At 35.4% G+C, this 16,992-nt stretch carries 24 protein-coding genes; 14 read left to right on the top strand and 10 right to left on the bottom strand.

What is annotated here, in order from left to right; translation table 11 throughout:
* Positions 1 to 64: 64 nt before the first annotated feature.
* The 4 genes from LQV47_RS06860 to LQV47_RS06845 all read left to right on the top strand — a co-directional run bounded on the left by LQV47_RS06860 (position 65) and on the right by LQV47_RS06845 (position 2,722).
* Positions 65 to 955 carry a cyanophycinase gene (locus tag LQV47_RS06860; protein ID WP_230035220.1) on the top strand — a complete coding sequence of 297 codons (891 nt, stop codon included), beginning with the start codon at positions 65 to 67 and terminating at the stop codon, positions 953 to 955.
* Positions 956 to 1,006: 51 nt separating this feature from the next.
* The gene (locus tag LQV47_RS06855; RefSeq protein WP_230035218.1) at positions 1,007 to 1,495 is read left to right on the top strand and encodes a hypothetical protein; all 489 of its coding nucleotides are present in this window, start codon (positions 1,007 to 1,009) and stop codon (positions 1,493 to 1,495) included.
* A gap of 49 nt (positions 1,496 to 1,544) precedes the next feature.
* A complete protein-coding gene (locus tag LQV47_RS06850; RefSeq protein ID WP_230035216.1) occupies positions 1,545 to 2,387 on the top strand; it encodes an isoaspartyl peptidase/L-asparaginase in 843 nt (280 codons plus the stop codon).
* A gap of 98 nt (positions 2,388 to 2,485) precedes the next feature.
* Positions 2,486 to 2,722 carry a YtxH domain-containing protein gene (locus LQV47_RS06845; RefSeq protein ID WP_230035214.1) on the top strand — a complete coding sequence of 79 codons (237 nt, stop codon included), beginning with the start codon at positions 2,486 to 2,488 and terminating at the stop codon, positions 2,720 to 2,722.
* Between the two features lie 138 nt (positions 2,723 to 2,860).
* Here LQV47_RS06845 and LQV47_RS06840 read toward each other — a convergent pair whose 3' ends face one another.
* The 10 genes from LQV47_RS06840 to LQV47_RS06795 form a co-directional block, all read right to left on the bottom strand.
* A complete protein-coding gene (locus tag LQV47_RS06840; RefSeq protein ID WP_230035212.1) occupies positions 2,861 to 3,652 on the bottom strand; it encodes a class I SAM-dependent methyltransferase in 792 nt (263 codons plus the stop codon).
* Between the two features lie 33 nt (positions 3,653 to 3,685).
* Entirely contained in the window at positions 3,686 to 4,219 is a 534-nt protein-coding gene (locus LQV47_RS06835) for a PH domain-containing protein (protein ID WP_230035211.1), read from the bottom strand.
* 64 nt (positions 4,220 to 4,283) lie between these two features.
* Positions 4,284 to 4,523 carry a GNAT family N-acetyltransferase gene (locus tag LQV47_RS06830; protein ID WP_290368640.1) on the bottom strand — a complete coding sequence of 80 codons (240 nt, stop codon included), beginning with the start codon at positions 4,521 to 4,523 and terminating at the stop codon, positions 4,284 to 4,286.
* A gap of 55 nt (positions 4,524 to 4,578) precedes the next feature.
* On the bottom strand, positions 4,579 to 4,932 hold the full coding sequence (locus LQV47_RS06825) for a hypothetical protein (RefSeq protein ID WP_230035210.1): 354 nt from the start codon (positions 4,930 to 4,932) through the stop codon (positions 4,579 to 4,581).
* An 18-nt stretch (positions 4,933 to 4,950) separates the two neighbouring features.
* Complete coding sequence (locus LQV47_RS06820) at positions 4,951 to 5,796, bottom strand: PH domain-containing protein (protein ID WP_230035209.1); 846 nt, start codon at positions 5,794 to 5,796, stop codon at positions 4,951 to 4,953.
* 11 nt (positions 5,797 to 5,807) lie between these two features.
* Entirely contained in the window at positions 5,808 to 6,659 is an 852-nt protein-coding gene (locus LQV47_RS06815) for a PH domain-containing protein (protein WP_230035208.1), read from the bottom strand.
* Positions 6,660 to 6,855: 196 nt separating this feature from the next.
* Positions 6,856 to 8,223, bottom strand: a complete 1,368-nt coding sequence (gene hisS / locus LQV47_RS06810; protein WP_230035207.1) for a histidine--tRNA ligase — start codon at positions 8,221 to 8,223, stop codon at positions 6,856 to 6,858.
* 123 nt (positions 8,224 to 8,346) lie between these two features.
* A complete protein-coding gene (locus LQV47_RS06805; protein WP_230035206.1) occupies positions 8,347 to 8,802 on the bottom strand; it encodes an HRDC domain-containing protein in 456 nt (151 codons plus the stop codon).
* Between the two features lie 14 nt (positions 8,803 to 8,816).
* A complete protein-coding gene (ssb, locus tag LQV47_RS06800; RefSeq protein ID WP_047491066.1) occupies positions 8,817 to 9,149 on the bottom strand; it encodes a single-stranded DNA-binding protein in 333 nt (110 codons plus the stop codon).
* A gap of 145 nt (positions 9,150 to 9,294) precedes the next feature.
* Positions 9,295 to 10,320 (bottom strand): methyltransferase, encoded by a 1,026-nt coding sequence (locus LQV47_RS06795; RefSeq protein ID WP_230035196.1) that lies wholly within the window; start codon positions 10,318 to 10,320, stop codon positions 9,295 to 9,297.
* Positions 10,321 to 10,541: 221 nt separating this feature from the next.
* Between LQV47_RS06795 and LQV47_RS06790 the strand changes: the two genes are divergently transcribed.
* The 10 genes from LQV47_RS06790 (at position 10,542) to LQV47_RS06750 (ending at position 16,918) form a co-directional block, all read left to right on the top strand.
* A complete protein-coding gene (locus tag LQV47_RS06790; RefSeq protein WP_230035194.1) occupies positions 10,542 to 11,447 on the top strand; it encodes an arginase family protein in 906 nt (301 codons plus the stop codon).
* On the top strand, positions 11,448 to 12,041 hold the full coding sequence (locus LQV47_RS06785) for an HPP family protein (RefSeq protein WP_230035192.1): 594 nt from the start codon (positions 11,448 to 11,450) through the stop codon (positions 12,039 to 12,041).
* A gap of 5 nt (positions 12,042 to 12,046) precedes the next feature.
* Positions 12,047 to 12,391, top strand: coding sequence for a hypothetical protein (locus tag LQV47_RS06780; RefSeq protein WP_230035190.1), 345 nt, complete (start codon positions 12,047 to 12,049; stop codon positions 12,389 to 12,391).
* A gap of 28 nt (positions 12,392 to 12,419) precedes the next feature.
* The gene (locus LQV47_RS06775) at positions 12,420 to 13,322 is read left to right on the top strand and encodes a TIGR01777 family oxidoreductase (RefSeq protein ID WP_230035189.1); all 903 of its coding nucleotides are present in this window, start codon (positions 12,420 to 12,422) and stop codon (positions 13,320 to 13,322) included.
* Between the two features lie 31 nt (positions 13,323 to 13,353).
* Positions 13,354 to 13,923: a Crp/Fnr family transcriptional regulator gene (locus LQV47_RS06770; RefSeq protein WP_230035187.1), complete on the top strand. Its 570-nt coding sequence runs from the start codon at positions 13,354 to 13,356 to the stop codon at positions 13,921 to 13,923.
* 73 nt (positions 13,924 to 13,996) lie between these two features.
* Positions 13,997 to 14,356, top strand: a complete 360-nt coding sequence (locus tag LQV47_RS06765) for a DUF4406 domain-containing protein (protein ID WP_230035185.1) — start codon at positions 13,997 to 13,999, stop codon at positions 14,354 to 14,356.
* Positions 14,343 to 14,924: a GDP-mannose pyrophosphatase NudK gene (nudK, locus tag LQV47_RS06760; protein ID WP_230035183.1), complete on the top strand. Its 582-nt coding sequence runs from the start codon at positions 14,343 to 14,345 to the stop codon at positions 14,922 to 14,924. Before LQV47_RS06765 ends, nudK begins: the two co-directional genes overlap by 14 nt.
* Before the next feature lie 74 nt (positions 14,925 to 14,998).
* On the top strand, positions 14,999 to 15,694 hold the full coding sequence (locus LQV47_RS06755) for a DUF2306 domain-containing protein (RefSeq protein WP_230035181.1): 696 nt from the start codon (positions 14,999 to 15,001) through the stop codon (positions 15,692 to 15,694).
* 217 nt (positions 15,695 to 15,911) lie between these two features.
* On the top strand, positions 15,912 to 16,028 hold the full coding sequence (locus LQV47_RS22540; protein ID WP_354960446.1) for a VOC family protein: 117 nt from the start codon (positions 15,912 to 15,914) through the stop codon (positions 16,026 to 16,028).
* Between the two features lie 641 nt (positions 16,029 to 16,669).
* On the top strand, positions 16,670 to 16,918 hold the full coding sequence (locus LQV47_RS06750; protein WP_230035179.1) for an acyl carrier protein: 249 nt from the start codon (positions 16,670 to 16,672) through the stop codon (positions 16,916 to 16,918).
* Positions 16,919 to 16,992 lie beyond the last annotated feature (74 nt).

The raw sequence follows: 16,992 nt of genomic DNA, 5'->3' as shown, positions 1-16,992 counted from the left end.
AAAAATCAACTAAAGATGGCACGAATTTCGCCAAATAATGTTATTTATTTTTTAATTTTGTACCATGACGAAACCTGTTGGAAAATTAATAGTTATCGGAGGCGCTGTAAACAAAGGAAGTTTTGCGGAAACCGATTATGATCAGAACATCGAGAAGAACCTTAATTTTTTTGAGCGAGGAATTTTAAGAAAGATTATTAATGAATCTAAACTGAAGGAAGATTCTGTTATCGAGGTTGTAACAACAGCCTCTCAAATTCCTCAGATCGTAGGAACAGAGTACAAAAAAGCATTTGAGTTTCTAGGTGCCAGAAACGTCAATATTCTGGATATTCATAACCGTGAAGAAGCGAATTCTGATGCCATGGTTGCAAGAGCCAATGCTGCAGATGTAATGATGTTTACCGGTGGAGACCAGTTGAGACTTACTTCTATTCTTGGAGGAACAAGATTTCACGATACTATTTTATTAAAATACCAGGAACAGGATTTCATTTATTCCGGAACTTCTGCAGGGGCAGCTGCTGCTTCTGAAAATATGATCTATCAGGGAAGCAGTTCTGAAGCCCTGTTAAAAGGAGAAATTAAAACAACACAAGGCTTGGGATTAATTGATAATGTTATCATTGACACTCATTTTGTACAGCGAGGCAGAATCGGGCGTCTTTTCCAGGCTGTGGTTAATAATCCGAGAACATTGGGAATCGGACTAGGTGAAGATACAGGACTTTTCATCCATAATGATGTAATGACTGCTGTAGGCTCAGGTCTTGTTATTTTAGTCGATGGCAGATTCATCAAAGACACCAACCTTACGAATATCAATTTAGGAGAACCTATCTCTATTGATAATTTAACGGTACATGTAATGTCTATGAACGATCATTATGATCTTACTACGAAAACACTGACTATTGAAAATTCTCAGTTTAACCCTATTCCACAAGATAAATAATCTAAAAATTATTCAAAAGTAATTCCTATTTTAGTTAAAAAATAAAGCTAAATGGCAGAAGGGAAAATTGAAAAATTTATAGATCTCCTTTTGGAGGGCTATGACGTTGCCAATAAACAGGAAATCATTTCAAACTGTTCTTTTGCTTATACAAACCCAGTTCAGTATATAGCCGATAATGATGCGGAATGGGTAATTGAAAGCGATGAAGACGGTGCTTTTGAGTTTTCAGTTACTAACGAACTGTTTTCTTTTCTGATCCGTGGTGACAAAATAGATGAAATACACGAGCTCATTGATGAAAGCCTTAACAATATCATTGGAGATTTTCCAATGGGAGTAAAATATGTATCAGATTATTTTGCGTGGCTGCAGCCCAGACTTGATCAGGAAAATCCTCCATTGGAAATTATTGAGCTCGCAGACAGTTATTCTGATGAATTACAGCTGATGATTGTAGAAAAACATAATGTAGAAAATATTTCAAAGCTTTGTCAGGAATTAAGGGTTCATTTTAGAAGAACTGCAATACCTTATTAATCTTTTCCAGACAAATAATAATTTAAAAAGTAAAAACTAAACTTTATTTATGAAGCTCATTATCCACGGTGGTTTTTTCTCTGAAAGCGATCAAAGCCATGAAGTAAAGACCGCAAAACAGGAATCTTTAAAAGAAATAGCCCAAAAAGCATTCGGGTATCTTCAGACGCATTCGGCTTTTGATACAGCAGCCTATGCCGTTTCTCTTCTGGAGGATGATCCTTTGTACAATGCGGGAATCGGTTCACAAATTCAGAGTGATGGTGTTATCCGTATGAGTGCAGCCATTATGAACGGGGATACCCAGAAATTAAGTGGCGTCATCAACCTTCAGGATGTAAAAAACCCCATACTCGTTGCCAAAGATTTGATTGGGGAAGATGACCGTGTTTTAGGAGGGAAAGGAGCAAAGATCTATGCTACAGAGCATGGTTTTGAACACTTTTCTACAGAAATTCCACAAAGAAGGAAAGAATATGAAGCCAAGCTCAGCAATGGTGGAAAAGGAACAGTAGGCTGTGTAGCCATTGATAAAGAAGGGAAATTAGCCGCCGCTACTTCCACAGGCGGAAAAGGTTTCGAAATTCCGGGAAGAATTTCAGATTCTGCCACTGTGGCCGGAAATTATGCCAATTCATTCTGTGCAGTAAGCTGTACGGGTGTGGGAGAAGATATTGTAAGTAATGCCACTGCCACAAAAATTGTAACAAGGGTTACTGACGGCATGAGCCTTGAAAAAGCCTTTCAAAAAACTTTTGATGAGCTTAAAACTATTGATGGATTTGCGGGAGCCATTGCTATAGACAACAATGGAAATATCTATCATCAGGATTCCTACCCTACTATGGTTTTTGCAAGTTTCGATGGTGAAGATTTTGAAGTCTTCTCTTAATTTTAACATTTTTTTATTATTGTATTTATTTTTTTGGCACGTATTTTACATACTTATTAATAACAAATTTTAATATTAATACTTTAAAAATAGAAATCATGGGAAACAAAACAAAAGGCATATTAGCTTTATTAGGATTAGGAGCTTTAGCTTACTGGAAATATAAGAATTCAACTCCTGAAGATCAACAAGCTGTAAAAGATAAAATCAATACAGCAAAAGATAATCTTAACAAATGGGGAAATGACCTTAAAAGTAAAGCCAATGACGTTGCTTCTCAGGTTCAGAGTAAAGTGGATGAAGCTAAAACAAAAGCTGAAGATACTTTAGGCTAAGAAAATAGAAAGTAGTTTTTTTAACATTCATATATAGAAAAAGCCATCGTAATTATTGCGATGGCTTTTTTGATTTCGTTGTCTATACTTTTCAACTTTAAAACCTTTCTGGATCTTGTGGTTTACAAGCTAAACCGCTTATTTTTTATTTCCGGTAAATGCATACACCAATGGTATTTTGTTTCCGAACTGGGGAATTCTCCATTTTCCTTTTTCAAATTCTTCTACATGCCTGAAACATGGATATGGTGACCAGTCAAATTCCTGAAATATTTTCAGTTCTATATCTTTTTTAATCAAATTATCCAGAACTTCTGCCAAGGAATGATTCCACATGACATATTCCTGTACAATAGGTGCCGACTGATCTGCATAGGTGCCTTCATAGGTTTCTACAATTGGTTTTTCATTGAAATAATTGTAGGCTACTTTTGTAAAGTCATCATCAAACATCCAAACTACTGGATGAAACTCAGCCATAATAAACCGACCGCCCGGCTTTAGAAAATGACTGACTACCCCGGCCCATTTTTCCAGATCAGGAAGCCATCCTATAGTCCCATAACTTGTATAAACGATATCAAATTGCCTATCCAAAACATCCGGTAAATTATAAACATCTGAGCAGATAAATTCCGTATCGGTTTCACATTGCTGAGCCAAATTGATTGCTGCTTCAATTGCTTTATCCGACAAATCAATTCCTGTCACTTTTGCCCCCATTCTTGAAAGCGAAATAGAATCCTGTCCAAAATGACACTGTAAGTGCAAAATACTCTTTCCTTGTATATCTCCCAGAAGCTCCAGTTCTATTGAATTGAGTGAACTTCTGCCATTTAAAAACTCATCTACAAAGTAAAAATCCGACTTCAAATGCGGATCTACTTTGGCATTCCATGAGTTTTTATTGATTTCTAAGTAATTTTCCATGATTGTTTTTCTTTAAGTAGTAAGCCCGGTTCGCTATTTTTCAAGCAATTTTTTCTTTTGCTCCAGAAATTCTTCTTCGCTTAAGACTCCGGATTCTTTTAATCTTCCTAATTGTTCGAGTTGGTCTAAAACACCAGGTTCAGATTTGTTCTGAAAAGTTTCTTCAGGACGAGACATGAACTCTCTTATTTTTTCACAAAACAGCTCAGCATGGTACTTTCCTACTCCATCAATCTCTACGATATCATCTGTAATCTGAATATCTATGGAAGCCAGTAAGAATGCTGTTTCATATTGTATGGAACTTATTTTGCTATAAGAAAAATCTTCTACTTTCAATCCGTACATGAATTCCTTATCCACAAAAATCAATCTTCTGTCTGTGGCTACTAAAATAATATGATGATTGTTTAATTTGTTTCTGCCTTCAACAAGATAGACAATTTTTTCATCTGCCAAAAGGATTTCCGGCAGTTCATGAATTTCTTTTCGGGCAAATATCGTAGGGCTGATATCCAGCTTTTTAAGCTCATCCCTTATTTCGTCAAGTCTTGATTTTTCACTCATATTATTAGTTTATGGATCTAAATTACTATTTCTTAGTCATAAAAAATTTAATTCAGTAAAAATATTAGTCTTCTGCGGGGATCACAACGGAAGTGTGCAGGCAGTACATCTTCCAGCCTAAGGTTTCATACAAGAGTTTTCCTTCTTCTGTAGCCACTAAAAGATTATTTGAAAATCCTTTTGATAAAGCTATCTTTTCAAGTTCTTTCAGTAAAAAAGTAGCGAGTCCTTTCCTTTGGTGATTTTTTTCGGTAATAATCCTGTCATAAACCGCAATATCATCTATAAGAGAGACACGGCCTATAGAAGCCTGCTCGCCATTTTCTGCTACAATGCTGACAACAAAAGTCGTATTGTACTCAGAAAACTACTAAGTAGTATCCTTTAGCAAGGCTAATTTCCGGGAAATTCATAGGGTGAAAACAGGTCATCATATATCCCTGTGGCTGTAGTTTCCATCTTTCAGGGATTTTCTCTATAAATTCATCAGGAGAACTGGATACTTTCAGGTAAATCCAGGGCTCATCAATTGAATGGGCAAGTTGGAAAAAATCATCATTAAGTTTAGGAAATACAAAACGTTCTTTTTGTTTTTCATCACCTACAATCACTTTGAATCCTGATTTATAGGGTACAGGAAAAGATACTTCTCTTGATAAACACCATCCTTTAAGCCAGCTTTCCACTATTTCTACTGATACTTTATCCTTCATGATTCAATGTTAAAAGTTTTATTTTAATTGCTCCAGCAGTTTCTTTTTCTGTTCTGCAAATTCTGCATCGGTTAAGATTCCGTTTTCTCTCAGTTTTCCTAATTTTTCAAGCTGATTAAGAACTTCTTCTGATGAAACTGAAACACCTTTTACAGTATCAATTTGTTTCAGAGACTGTTCCTTAGGATTATTATAAATAGCTTTTATCTTGTCGTAGAATTTCTCTGCATCATCTTTATCCATAAAACATTCAAACTCTACCACTCTCTCATCAAGATGTAATTTAATAATTGGCGATCTTGGATCTGTTACAAAACTTACAGCGTTGATAGTTTCGTTAGGATACTCATTGATTTTTGCTGCTCCGAACATGGCTTTTGATACAGAAATCAATCTCATGGGTGTTGCTACCAATATCCCGGCTGCCAATGTATTAACAAACTGAGCATCTGTAATCGCGATTATTTTTTCATCTTCAGAAATCAAGTAAGGAAGTTCTTTGATTTCTCCTTTGGTAAACATAGAGAGGTTAGCATTCAGCATTTCCAGCTCATGCTTTATTTTCTGATGTCTACGTTTATAAACCTCTTTTGAGATTTGACGGGACCCGGAATCTATAGCTGCAGGATGGTTCTGTTCTGTAACTGCCAATACCTGAGCCTTTTCTTTTTTCCCGGTATCCAGCATTTCATTAATATCATCAATGCTGAATGCATTAAGCTTGTAAAGCAATTCGTCATTGATATTGCTTGCGTTATTTAAACATTTATTGCATAAAACATTGCCATCCGAGAGTTTATTAGCCCCCAAAAGTGTATCCATGGATGTTAATTCTGTATTACACAATGCACAATTATTGCTCATTTCTTTTTCTTTTATAATTTATCAAGCAGTTTTTTCTTTTGTTCTGCAAACTCTTCATCTGTCAAAATTCCCCTTTCTCTGAGCTTACCCAATTTTTCCAGCTGTTCAAGAATAGCTCCGGAATCTCCCTTATCGGCAGAATGTACCAGATTTGGAATAGTTTGAGTAAATGCCTGTAATGACGCTGAATCCTGTCTGAATTTATTTTCAGTATAAGCCATACTTCTGCTTTGAACATCTGAAAATGCCCTTCCGTCACTTTTGTTGTGTAATTTAAATTCTGCAGAAGCCCCTTTAATATTTATTTTCAGAATAGAATACAGAAGATTTTCAGTATGTTCAATAGAAACAATCTCATGAAGAGGAAACTCATTCCTGACTACTCCACCCAAAATCTTTTTATCAATAAAAACAACTCTTCTTGGTGTTGCAAAAACAATTCCTTCGCGTTTATTTTGGAGGTATATACATTCTGCAATTGCCAGAAGATTTTCATTCTGATCCAGCACAGTATCCAATGCATTGACTTCTTCATTGGCCAAAACACTTAGCCTTGCATTAAGAGCCACTATCTGATCTTTGATTTGATCCAATCTGGTAGGGGCATCATATTTGTAATGGCTGCTTCCTGTATATTGGGATCCTCCCGGATTCTGGCTGCCCTCAATTTTACTTTTCAGAAACATTCCTGTAATTTCCGCAAAATAAAACTGATCAAGAGTATTAATAAGGTCTCTATTGATATTAATGGCTTTAGTAAAGCATCCTGCACACAAATAACCACCGTCTGCCAGTTTATTTTTACCTGCAGACATATCTGTTTCCGTAAGCGGCGTACCGCACAATGCGCAAATAGTATTCATTTGGTTTTTAGGTTTAAAAAGTTTTTTATGAATACAGGGGTATCATTTCACCCTGTTTTTATAACATCGACTCCAAATTACAAATTCTGAACCGATATTAAAGGTCAAAAGTATTTAAATCTTAGCATCCATCAAATAAATCAACCACAAAAGCAATTTTTGTGGTTGATTTGTTTTTAATATATGTCTAATATTATTATCCTAAAAACTCTTCTAAAGAAACCGTTTTCTGTTCCCCAGCTTCAAGGTTTTTGAAAGTAACAGTATTATTTTTAATCTCTTCTTCTCCAAGGAAAACAAGGTTTTTAATACCTTTCTTTTCAGCATAAGTAAACTGTTTGTTGAGTTTTGCATTTTCAGGATACAGCTCCGCTGAAATTCCTTTTGCTCTTAGCTGTATAATTAGTTTTAGAGCTTCTGTTACTTCTTCACCACCAAAATTGGCAAATAAATATTCTATTTTAGAAGAAGCTTCTTCAGGGAAAAGGTTCAGTTCTTCCATGACCAGATAGATTCTGTCCAACCCAAATGAAATCCCTATTCCCGGAATATTTTTAACTCCGAAAACTTCTGTAAGGTTGTCATATCTACCTCCTCCACCGATAGATCCCATAGCCACTTCATCCGCTTTCACTTCGAAGATAGCTCCGGTGTAATAGTCTAATCCTCTTGCCAATGTAATATTAAACACAAGGTTCTGCATATTAACACCAAGGTTCAGAGATTGGGTAAGAACATATTCCAACTCTTCCACCCCTTTCAGTCCTATTTCACTGCCTGCAAATTTCTCCTTAAGCTGAAGAAGGTTTTCCAGCGCATCATCAGACTGACTAAACAGGAAGTCCAGTTTATCAATAGAAGCCTGAGAAATTTCTCTTTCCAGCAATTCTGTAACCACCCCTTCTTTTCCAATTTTATCAAGCTTATCTAAAGCTACCGTAAAATCAATCAGTTTATCTGTAATCCCAGCATATTCAGCTAATCCCGAAAGAATCTTTCTATTGTTCATGTGAATAGTTACAGAAACTCCAAGATCAGCGAATGATTTTAAATACAGCTGAACCAGTTCCACTTCCTGCAATAAACTTTCACTTCCTACTACATCGGCATCACACTGGTAAAATTCTCTGAATCTTCCTTTCTGAGGTCTGTCTGCTCTCCAAACCGGCTGGATTTGAGAACGTTTGAACGGGAATGTCAGTTTCCCATGATTCATGGCTACAAATCTTGCAAAAGGTACGGTAAGGTCATAACGAAGGGCTTTATCAGTAAGATATTCCGAATTAAAGGGTTTATCCAATGCTTTTTGAAAATCATGAAGCATCAGCTCTTTTTTATCTTCTTTTGCTTCATTGATGCTTGAGTTTAAAATTTTAAAGATCAACCGATCACCTTCTTCTCCGTACTTTCCCGTTAAGGTAGAAAGATTTTCAAAACTTGGAGTTTCCAATGGCTGAAATCCGAATAATTCAAAATTATTCTGTAAAATACTGATGATATATTTTCTTCTGGACACTTCCTGTGCTGTAAAATCTCTTGTTCCTTTTGCTAAACTTGGCTTCATTTCTAGTATGTCATTTTGATAGTTGCAAAAATAAGGAATTACCAGGACTTTACACAGCATAAAAAAGCCAAAGAAGTAACCTTCCCCGGCTTTTGTTGTTATTTGACCATTTATGCTGAAAAATCAGACACTCTCAAGGATTTCCAGTATTTCTTCGCCATAATTTTCGATCTTATGTTTCCCGAATCCTTTAATCTCGAGCAGTTCCTCTTTTTTAGCCGGTTTATACTTGGCTACAGAAATTAATTCTTTGTTACTCGCTATAAAGTAAGTAGGCAGATTCTGTTCTCTGGCTTTCTCAGATCTCCAAAGTTTCAGAGCATTCAGAATTTGTTCTTCGTCAGTATTCAAAAAATCGTTTTCGGCAGAGTATTTCACCACTTTTGGTTCTTTCACCGTATTTTTCACCAATTTTAAGGCTTCAAAATACAATATAACAGACCAATAACATTCATCATTTACAAAAGCCGTTTCCACTTTTATAATTTCATTCACTTCCAGAAAATCATCAAGCATTTTCTGATCTTTGTAGAGAAATTCTTCAGGAAGTCTTATTTTAAAAACTTTTACTTTCATCATTTGCATTTTTAGAATTATTTACCTCCTAACAAAAGGATCTCATCTACACGAATCTCTGTAATGTACCTTTTTACGCCGTCTTTATCGTCATATGATCTGTACATCAATTTTCCTTCAATAGCTATTTCTTTTCCTTTGGGAACATATTTTTCCATAATTTCGGCTACTTTCCCAAATGCAATCAGATTGTGCCATTGTGTTTCTTCTACTTTCTCACCTTTGGCATTGGTGTAATGATCGCTGGTAGCTAAAGATACGCTGGCTTTTACGTTTCCATTGTCGAAGTTTACCATTTCAACTTCTTTACCTGTGTAACCAATAAGTGTTACTTTGTTTCTTAGTGACATAACTTTTATATTTTAAAGATTAATAAATTAGATAAGAGACGTTCACTGCTTTCTCAAATCTCTATTGCAAAGATTGCGATGTCACCACAAGCCAGTCGGTTATAAACTATTTAAATTCACTTGTAGTCGTTTGCTGTCGGATAAGTTATATCTTTTCGCATTCGATAATGCTTTTGGCTTCTGTTCCGATTGAAATAAGCTGATTACATTGCAATCCTGCTTTTTCAATCAGTTCTTTAAATTCACTCAATGTTCTTTCCCGACCGGTAATACAAGCCATCATCACAATATCAAGGAGTTTAGCCGGATGTGGTTTATTTTGAGAATCATCGGGAATGACCGCATCTATAATTAATAGTTTTGCTCCTTTAGGCATAGCTTCGTAACATATTTTTAAAATCTGTATACATTCATCATCGTTCCAATCGTGGATAATCCATTTCATGGTATAGAGGTCAGCCCCTGCCGGAACTTGATCAAAGAAGCTTCCTGTAGCTACAGAACACTTTGTTTTTAGGTTTTCGGGAATGAGCTGAGTGGTATTTTCGATTACATGTTCTTCATCAAAAATAATCCAGGAACTCCCGGGAGCGGCATTTAAGATTGCATACATCATTATCCCGTTTCCTCCTCCTATATCTACAATCTTTTTGTATGGACTAAAATCATAGGTCTTGATAATTCCTGAAAGCTCCATATTGGAAAGTCCTGTCATTCCTCTGCCAAAATTGGCGCCTAATTCCGGATATTCTCTATAATACTCCCAGAGATTCATTCCATGAACATGTTCAAAAGGAATCTTTCCGGTTTGGACACAATAAGTAAGTTCCATAAAACCTGGAAAATGTTCTCTTAAATTAGCCAGCACAAAATCTTTTACAGTCCCGGGAACTCCTGTTAGCAGAGTGGCTCCAAAATCATTTAATCGAAAGGTTTTATTTTCCAGCTCTTCAAAAATCCCAACACTGCTCAAAGCTCTCATAATCCGGTACAGCTGTTTTTCCTGTGAATTTGTTTCTTTTGCTAATGAAGAGATTGTTTGAGGACCAGCTTCCAGATGGTCTGCAATATTCAGTTCTGCGGCCGTCTTTATACAGCCGGTAATCCACATCCCTCCTAACATTTCAAACATCTTCTCAGTAAATTCTGGTTTAATAAATTGTTTTTTCATGGTGATTTTCTTTTGATTTAATTTAACATATTACTTTATGATTATATATAATTCAATAATACGTGAATTTAGTCATTTTCATTAAAATTTAATATGAAGTACTGGCAGTTCAGGGTTACAATCAGAAAAAGCTTAAATCAGCTTCCTTAAAGAAAACAATTAGCTTTCTCAATACTATCCATTTACAAACGGATAATTCCGTACCTTTGTCAAAATTCATTATGAAAAGGGATATCAATATTTTTGAGTTTCCTCTTAATTTAGGACTTACAAAAAAGGATCATGAGACTGAGCCCGGAGTCAGAAAACTTCCGGATTGGCTCAGAAAATTTGATTTTCATAAAAGAATTGGCCCTCAACATATTTTCAGACTGGAAGCTCCAGAATATGCCATGGATTTCGATGAAGACTCAGGGGTTAAAAATGCAGATGCTATTATTGAATATGCTAAAAAGCATGCTGACCTTATGCTGAAAAATTATGATAAAAGCATACTCAATATCATTCTTGGTGGAGATTGCAGTATTCTGATCGGAACCGCAGTTGCATTAAAAAAACTGGGAAACTTCGGACTTTTTTATCTTGATGGTCATACCGATTTTATCACGCCACAATTATCAGAAACCGGAGGTGTTGCAGGAATGGATCTTGCGATAGTTTCTGGGATTGGGCATGAAAAACTGACCAATATTGATGGTCTTAAGCCCTACTTCCTTGAAGAAAACATCTTTTGTAACGGTAATGCAGAAACAGATGACGAGGAATATGTCAGCCAGATCATCAATTCCAACATTCATTATTATGACCTTGAAAATCTCAGGAAAAACGGATTCAGAAAAACTGCTGAGGACTTTTTGAAAATGACAGCTGAAAAAAAGCTGGATGGTTTCTTTATCCATTTCGATGTGGATGTTTTAAAAGATGAAATCATGCCGGCAGTAGACAGCAGAATGGAAGATGGAATAAGCTATGATGATCTGCAGGAAATGCTGATTCCACTGATTCATCATCCTGATTGTTTTGGAATAGAGATCACCATTTTAGATCCCGATTATGATAAAGATGGGTTTTATACCCAGGTTTTTGTAGAAAAATTAATTCAAATTATAAAAAATAAAGAAGACTAAATGAAGAAGACCATAAAAAGAACGTTTAGAGTCTCAAAGTATGTGATCTATAAAGAAACGCTGGTTGATTACAAAGAGCATTTCTGGTCATTTTTGGGTGCCTTTTTTGGGATTGGGCTTATTGCATTCATCCAGTCCCATTCTTTAGCTGAGACAGAAAATATATTCCTTATAGGTTCTTTTGGAGCCTCCAGTGTTCTTATTTATGGAGCTATTCAGAGTCCTTTGGCTCAACCCAGAAATCTGATAGGCGGACATGTTTTATCAGCTCTTGTAGGTGTTACAGTGTATAAACTTGTTCCGGATATCATCTGGCTCTCTGCTCCATTGGCCGTAGCTTTTTCCATTGTCATTATGCAGTATACCAAAACTCTGCACCCACCAGGCGGCGCGACAGCCCTTATTGCTGTAAGTTCCACCGGGAAAATACCTGAATTAGGGTACTGGTACGTTATCTCTCCTGTTTTAACAGGATGTATTATCCTGCTGATTGTGGCATTATTCTTCAATAATATAACCCGCAACAGAAGCTATCCTTCCCACAGCAGATTTATAAGATTGTTAAAGAAAAGACATACCAAACACACAAAATAAATAGTATGAACTGCCTGGAATGTGGCGAAAAGATCATCGGAAGGTCTGACAAAAAGTTCTGTAATGATGCCTGCCGGAACGCCTATAATAATAAACAGAATAAAGATTCTACCAATCTGATGCGGAATGTAAACAACAAGCTCCGCAAGAATTATCGTATCCTTGTAGAAATAAATACTGATGGCAAAACTAAAGTAGCAAGATCTAAACTGGATGGCTTAGGTTTTGACTTCGATTATTTCACCAATATGAAAGTCTATAAAAACGGATCTGAATACAAATTTATTTATGATTACGGATACAGGCTTTTGGAAGATGATTTTATACTGATTGTAAGAAATCAGGCATAATCTTCCTACACCAACAAACGATATAAATATGAAAGAAATTGTTCTGATTACAGGAGCCAGCGGTATGATTGCCCGGGAACTCGCAAAAAAATTAGAAAATGAATATAGTCTAAGGTTTCTTACCCGAAAAAAGAAGCACGGTAATGAATATGAATGGGATGTCACAAAGAAGACAATAGATGAGTCTTCTTTGGAAAATGTCTCCCATATCATTCATCTGGCGGGTGCCAATATTTCAGAAAAGCGATGGACTGATGAAAGAAAAAAGGAATTAATCTCCAGTAGGGTGGATTCTGCGGCATTGCTTCAGAATACTTTAAAAAAGAAAGGGATCAAACTTAAATCCTTTATTTCAGCTTCAGGTATTAATTTCTATGGAACTCAAACGACTGAAAAAATATATACCGAAAAGGATCAGCCGGGAAATGATTTTTTAAGTGAGGTGGTTGTTTTATGGGAAAGAGCTGCCGATCATTTCGAAGAGCATAACCTTGCAGAAAGAGTAGTTAAAATCCGCACGGCTGTTGTACTTTCTGAAAAAGATGGGGCATTAAAAAAAATGGTTCCTCCTATTCAATATTGCATAGGATCTCCTTTGGGCAGTGGAAAACAATATATGCCGTGGATTCATATTGAAGATATCTGTTCAATGTATGAGTTTGCTTTAAGCCACTCCTCTGTTCACGGTGCTTATAATGCCGTTTCCCCACAGCATACCACCAATAGTGAACTGACCGGAAAGATCGCTGAAGTGCTCAAAAAACCCTTACTGATGCCTAATGTTCCTGCTTTTGTTTTAAAGCTTCTTTTTGGGGAACTCGCTACGGCTATATTGGAAGGATCAAGGGCTTCTTCACAGAAAATTCAGGATGCAGGATTTCAGTTTAAGTTCCCGGACCTTAAAGAAGCCCTGAAAGACTTATTAAAGTGAAATAAGCGATAACAATCTTTAGTAGTTCTATATGGAAAACCTTTTAATTCTAAAAAATATATCCAGACATATTTCACTTAGCGGACAGGAAATTTCCTATTTTATTTCCTTATTAAAAGAGAAAAAGGTTCAGAAAAAAGAACTGATTTTAAAACAGCAACAAGTCTGCAAAGAAATCAGTTTTGTTCAGTCCGGTGTTCTTAGAGCATTCTATATGGATGCTGCAGGAAAAGAATCTACCATTATGTTTGCTGTTTCTGATTGGTGGATTACCGACATGTTCTGTTTCATCAACCAACAACCCGCCATGCTGAACATTGAAGCTCTGGAAGACAGTGTTATTTTGCAGTTACAAAAAGACAGCCTCGATGAGCTGTACCTTAAAATACCGAAGTTTGAAAGATTCTTTAGAATTATGATGCAAAATGCCTATATAAGAGAGCAGCTCCGCATTATTGAGAACCTTTCTCTTTCAGCAGAAGAACGATATGACAGCTTTCTCCAAAAATATCCTCTGGCTGCCCAACGGGTTACTCAAAAAACAAATTGCTTCATATCTGGGCGTTACTCCAGAGTTTTTAAGTACCATAAAAATAAATAAACAGAAAAATAACATCTCTTAATCTACATTATTTTTTTTACCTTGTAAGTTCCGTTATTTTATGCAAAAAAATATGCTTATACTTATTGCAGGTCCCTATCGCAGTGGGACAAATGATGATCCGGAACTGATTCAGCAAAACCTCCATAACCTTGAAGCTGCAGCACTTCCTATTTTCAGAAAAGGACATATCCCTATCATTGGAGAATGGCTCGCATTGCCATTAATCAGTCTTGCGGGCTCTACCCAGATTGGGGATGAGGCATGGCAGGAGATACAATATCCGGCGGCTCACCGTATTTTAGAAAAATGTGATGCCATTTTTCGGATACAAGGAGCTTCAAAAGGAGCTGATAAAGATGTGAGAATTGCTAAAGAAAAAGGCCTTAAAATTTATTATAACACAGAAGAAATACCCAATGCAAAATCCTAATATTACTATTCTAAAAACAGAGATCCTGTCAGATAACTGGTATACTTTAAACAAAGTTACTTATACCATTCTAAAAAAGGACGGAACTACAGAAACCCAAAGCAGAGAAGCTTACGACAGAGGAAATGGGGCTGTCATCCTGCTTTACAATACATCTTCCCATACTGTTATTCTGACAAGACAGTTCCGTTTGCCTACCTATATTAACGGGAATTCAACAGGAATGCTTATTGAGGCCTGTGCCGGCCTTTTGGATAATGACAACCCCGAAGACTGTATCAAAAGGGAAACGGAAGAGGAAACAGGATATAAAATTTCTAAAGTTGAAAAAGTATTTCAGGCTTATATGTCGCCAGGTTCTGTAACAGAAATTCTTTATTTCTTCATCGCTGAATATTCTGATGAAATGAAAATCGCTGATGGCGGCGGTCTTGAAGAAGAGGGAGAAAACATTGAAGTATTGGAATTGTCTTTTGAAAAAGCTCTCAAAATGGTAGATTCAGGAGAAATCAATGATGCCAAAACAATGATGTTGCTCCAGCACTTACGGATTAAAAGTATTTTATAACAAAAATAATTACTGAGAATGATACTCCCAATCATCCTATTTTCAATGATAACCTGCACAACGATTAAGTATTAATGAACAAGGCTTTACGAATAACCATTTTTAAAATCCTGGCTCTGTTTTCAGTACTTATTTTCAGTATTCTCATGCTGAAAACAATTTCCCAGTATACGAGTTTTGAAAAAGACGTGGGCTTTCTTATGTTTAAGCAGCAGGTAGTCGGAAACCCATACTGGCTGGCTTTTTTTTACATCCATGTCTTTTCTGTTACGCTTTGTCTTTTAGCTGGCTTAACGCAGTTTTCCAGCCGTTTCCTGGCTGAGAACAGAAAACTCCATACAATCATAGGCAAGATGTATGTTTATAATATCCTTATCATCAATGTCCCAGCCTGTTTTATCCTCGGACTGTTCTCTAACGGAGGTTTAATCGGAATTGCAGGATTTCTGATACAGGATATTCTCTGGGCCTATTTTACCATAGCAGCAATTCTTTCGATCAAAAAAGGAAAGATAATCAGCCATCAAAACTATATGATTTTAAGTTATGCCGTTACTACAACGGCCCTTACTTTCAGAATCATTAAAAACCTTTTTTATAATGAAGAATATCATGATTATGAGCTTTTTTATGGGATCAATGTATGGTTGGCCCTATTCATCAATTTATTCATCGCATGCTTAGTTTTTAGAAAAAAAACTCCTTTATCGGCTAAGATTAAGATTCATAAAGAAAATAATGAAGGCAGTGAAAAGAATCAAAAGAAATGAACTGATAAATACCAAAGCATTTAAATAAAAGGCATATTTACTTTTTTGAGTCCATCTTTTAAAAAGACGCATCACCAGGTAAGAAATTCCCGCAAATATGGTAAGGGTAAGGATAAAAAAAAGATAGGGCAAGATCCAGTTCATTTGATTAATTAATTGATGTAAAACTATTATTTTAAAATTAAAAAACAATATCTATCTGTAAATAATATCAGGGATGTTAAAAAAGGAAATTATAGAAATAAAAAACATAGACCATCTCGTATTAACCGTTGCAGATATTGATAAAACGGTTGAATTCTACACTCAGGTTATCAGAACTTCATTGAGGTAAGCAATTATACAGATTCGGATTTCAAATAACTACAAGCATATTATTATAGTAAAATTTTCAACATAACATGCATAATTCATGCTGTTTTCAACATTAGGCATTTTGTATTATAAAGAAAAATATACTTGAAAATTATAATATTTTGGAAAAAAATAAATACAATTAAAAAAAACAGCTTAAATAAAAATTGATACAAAAAAATATTTATTTATTTGGTTATTATTTCACTATAAAGTTACTTATTTTCTTTGTCAATTGTTTTGAGTATAGTATATTTGTCAAACAAAACCAACAAATAATGAAACACAAAAAAAACAGTTCCCCCTATCTGGTTCCCAAACAGATGGAATATATTCTTTTATAAACAGACACTAACAACTTAAAGTAAGTTTAGTCTGTAATTATCCTTTATTTTTATTAGAAAATCATATATGACAAGGTGTGAGGATAGTTTGTTTTCATAAAACGAATACATCAGCCTCGCCCCCATCCATAATCATATTATAAGTATTTGAATCATTATAGAAAGATAAATACAGCCAACTTATAATTGTACAATCGGCATTAGTATAAAACTTATACTAATCAATTGCTTTTATGCTATAGTAAAGCATTCATTATAATAAATTAAAATATAAATTATGGAAAATCAAGAAAAATTATTCGAAAAAGTGTACGAGATTTTAGGTGATATTACGGAATGTAATCCGAAGGAAATTCAGCCGGATACCAATCTGCTACACGATATGGGAATGACTTCCCTCATGGGGCTTGAAGTGTTGGTAGAACTGGAAAGAAATTTTCAGGTCAGCCTTGATGAAGAGCTTTTGGCTAATATGACTACCCCAAAGGATATTGTTAAAGTTTTGGAAGAAGAATTAGCAAGCTAAAATCTTGACTTTTTATTTCTATTTTGTTTAAAATATGAACAGGTAGGGAATAAAATAATATATCAAAATCAACT

Origin of the sequence: Chryseobacterium sp. Bi04 (assembly GCF_918698085.1) — a bacterium.
Taxonomy (GTDB): Bacteria; Bacteroidota; Bacteroidia; order Flavobacteriales; family Weeksellaceae; genus Chryseobacterium.
The sequence above is the reverse complement of the archived record's forward strand: the minus strand, read 5'-3'. Positions and strand labels throughout refer to the sequence as shown.

What these genes read in the sequence shown, in the direction of transcription:
- LQV47_RS06850 (WP_230035216.1), top strand. Translation starts at nt 1,545, where the DNA reads ATGAAGCTCATTATCCACGGTGGTTTTTTCTCTGAAAGCGATCAAAGC.
- LQV47_RS06780 (WP_230035190.1), top strand. Translation starts at nt 12,047, where the DNA reads ATGAACTGCCTGGAATGTGGCGAAAAGATCATCGGAAGGTCTGACAAA.
- LQV47_RS06840 (WP_230035212.1), bottom strand. Translation starts at nt 3,652, where the DNA reads ATGGAAAATTACTTAGAAATCAATAAAAACTCATGGAATGCCAAAGTA.
- LQV47_RS06820 (WP_230035209.1), bottom strand. Translation starts at nt 5,796, where the DNA reads ATGAGCAATAATTGTGCATTGTGTAATACAGAATTAACATCCATGGAT.
- hisS (WP_230035207.1), bottom strand. Translation starts at nt 8,223, where the DNA reads ATGAAGCCAAGTTTAGCAAAAGGAACAAGAGATTTTACAGCACAGGAA.
- LQV47_RS06825 (WP_230035210.1), bottom strand. Translation starts at nt 4,932, where the DNA reads ATGAAGGATAAAGTATCAGTAGAAATAGTGGAAAGCTGGCTTAAAGGA.
- LQV47_RS06775 (WP_230035189.1), top strand. Translation starts at nt 12,420, where the DNA reads ATGAAAGAAATTGTTCTGATTACAGGAGCCAGCGGTATGATTGCCCGG.
- LQV47_RS06805 (WP_230035206.1), bottom strand. Translation starts at nt 8,802, where the DNA reads ATGATGAAAGTAAAAGTTTTTAAAATAAGACTTCCTGAAGAATTTCTC.
- LQV47_RS22540 (WP_354960446.1), top strand. Translation starts at nt 15,912, where the DNA reads ATGTTAAAAAAGGAAATTATAGAAATAAAAAACATAGACCATCTCGTA.
- LQV47_RS06795 (WP_230035196.1), bottom strand. Translation starts at nt 10,320, where the DNA reads ATGAAAAAACAATTTATTAAACCAGAATTTACTGAGAAGATGTTTGAA.
- LQV47_RS06860 (WP_230035220.1), top strand. Translation starts at nt 65, where the DNA reads ATGACGAAACCTGTTGGAAAATTAATAGTTATCGGAGGCGCTGTAAAC.
- LQV47_RS06770 (WP_230035187.1), top strand. Translation starts at nt 13,354, where the DNA reads ATGGAAAACCTTTTAATTCTAAAAAATATATCCAGACATATTTCACTT.
- LQV47_RS06855 (WP_230035218.1), top strand. Translation starts at nt 1,007, where the DNA reads ATGGCAGAAGGGAAAATTGAAAAATTTATAGATCTCCTTTTGGAGGGC.
- LQV47_RS06790 (WP_230035194.1), top strand. Translation starts at nt 10,542, where the DNA reads ATGAAAAGGGATATCAATATTTTTGAGTTTCCTCTTAATTTAGGACTT.
- LQV47_RS06755 (WP_230035181.1), top strand. Translation starts at nt 14,999, where the DNA reads ATGAACAAGGCTTTACGAATAACCATTTTTAAAATCCTGGCTCTGTTT.
- LQV47_RS06785 (WP_230035192.1), top strand. Translation starts at nt 11,448, where the DNA reads ATGAAGAAGACCATAAAAAGAACGTTTAGAGTCTCAAAGTATGTGATC.
- LQV47_RS06765 (WP_230035185.1), top strand. Translation starts at nt 13,997, where the DNA reads ATGCTTATACTTATTGCAGGTCCCTATCGCAGTGGGACAAATGATGAT.
- LQV47_RS06845 (WP_230035214.1), top strand. Translation starts at nt 2,486, where the DNA reads ATGGGAAACAAAACAAAAGGCATATTAGCTTTATTAGGATTAGGAGCT.
- LQV47_RS06815 (WP_230035208.1), bottom strand. Translation starts at nt 6,659, where the DNA reads ATGAATACTATTTGCGCATTGTGCGGTACGCCGCTTACGGAAACAGAT.
- LQV47_RS06835 (WP_230035211.1), bottom strand. Translation starts at nt 4,219, where the DNA reads ATGAGTGAAAAATCAAGACTTGACGAAATAAGGGATGAGCTTAAAAAG.
- LQV47_RS06750 (WP_230035179.1), top strand. Translation starts at nt 16,670, where the DNA reads ATGGAAAATCAAGAAAAATTATTCGAAAAAGTGTACGAGATTTTAGGT.
- ssb (WP_047491066.1), bottom strand. Translation starts at nt 9,149, where the DNA reads ATGTCACTAAGAAACAAAGTAACACTTATTGGTTACACAGGTAAAGAA.
- nudK (WP_230035183.1), top strand. Translation starts at nt 14,343, where the DNA reads ATGCAAAATCCTAATATTACTATTCTAAAAACAGAGATCCTGTCAGAT.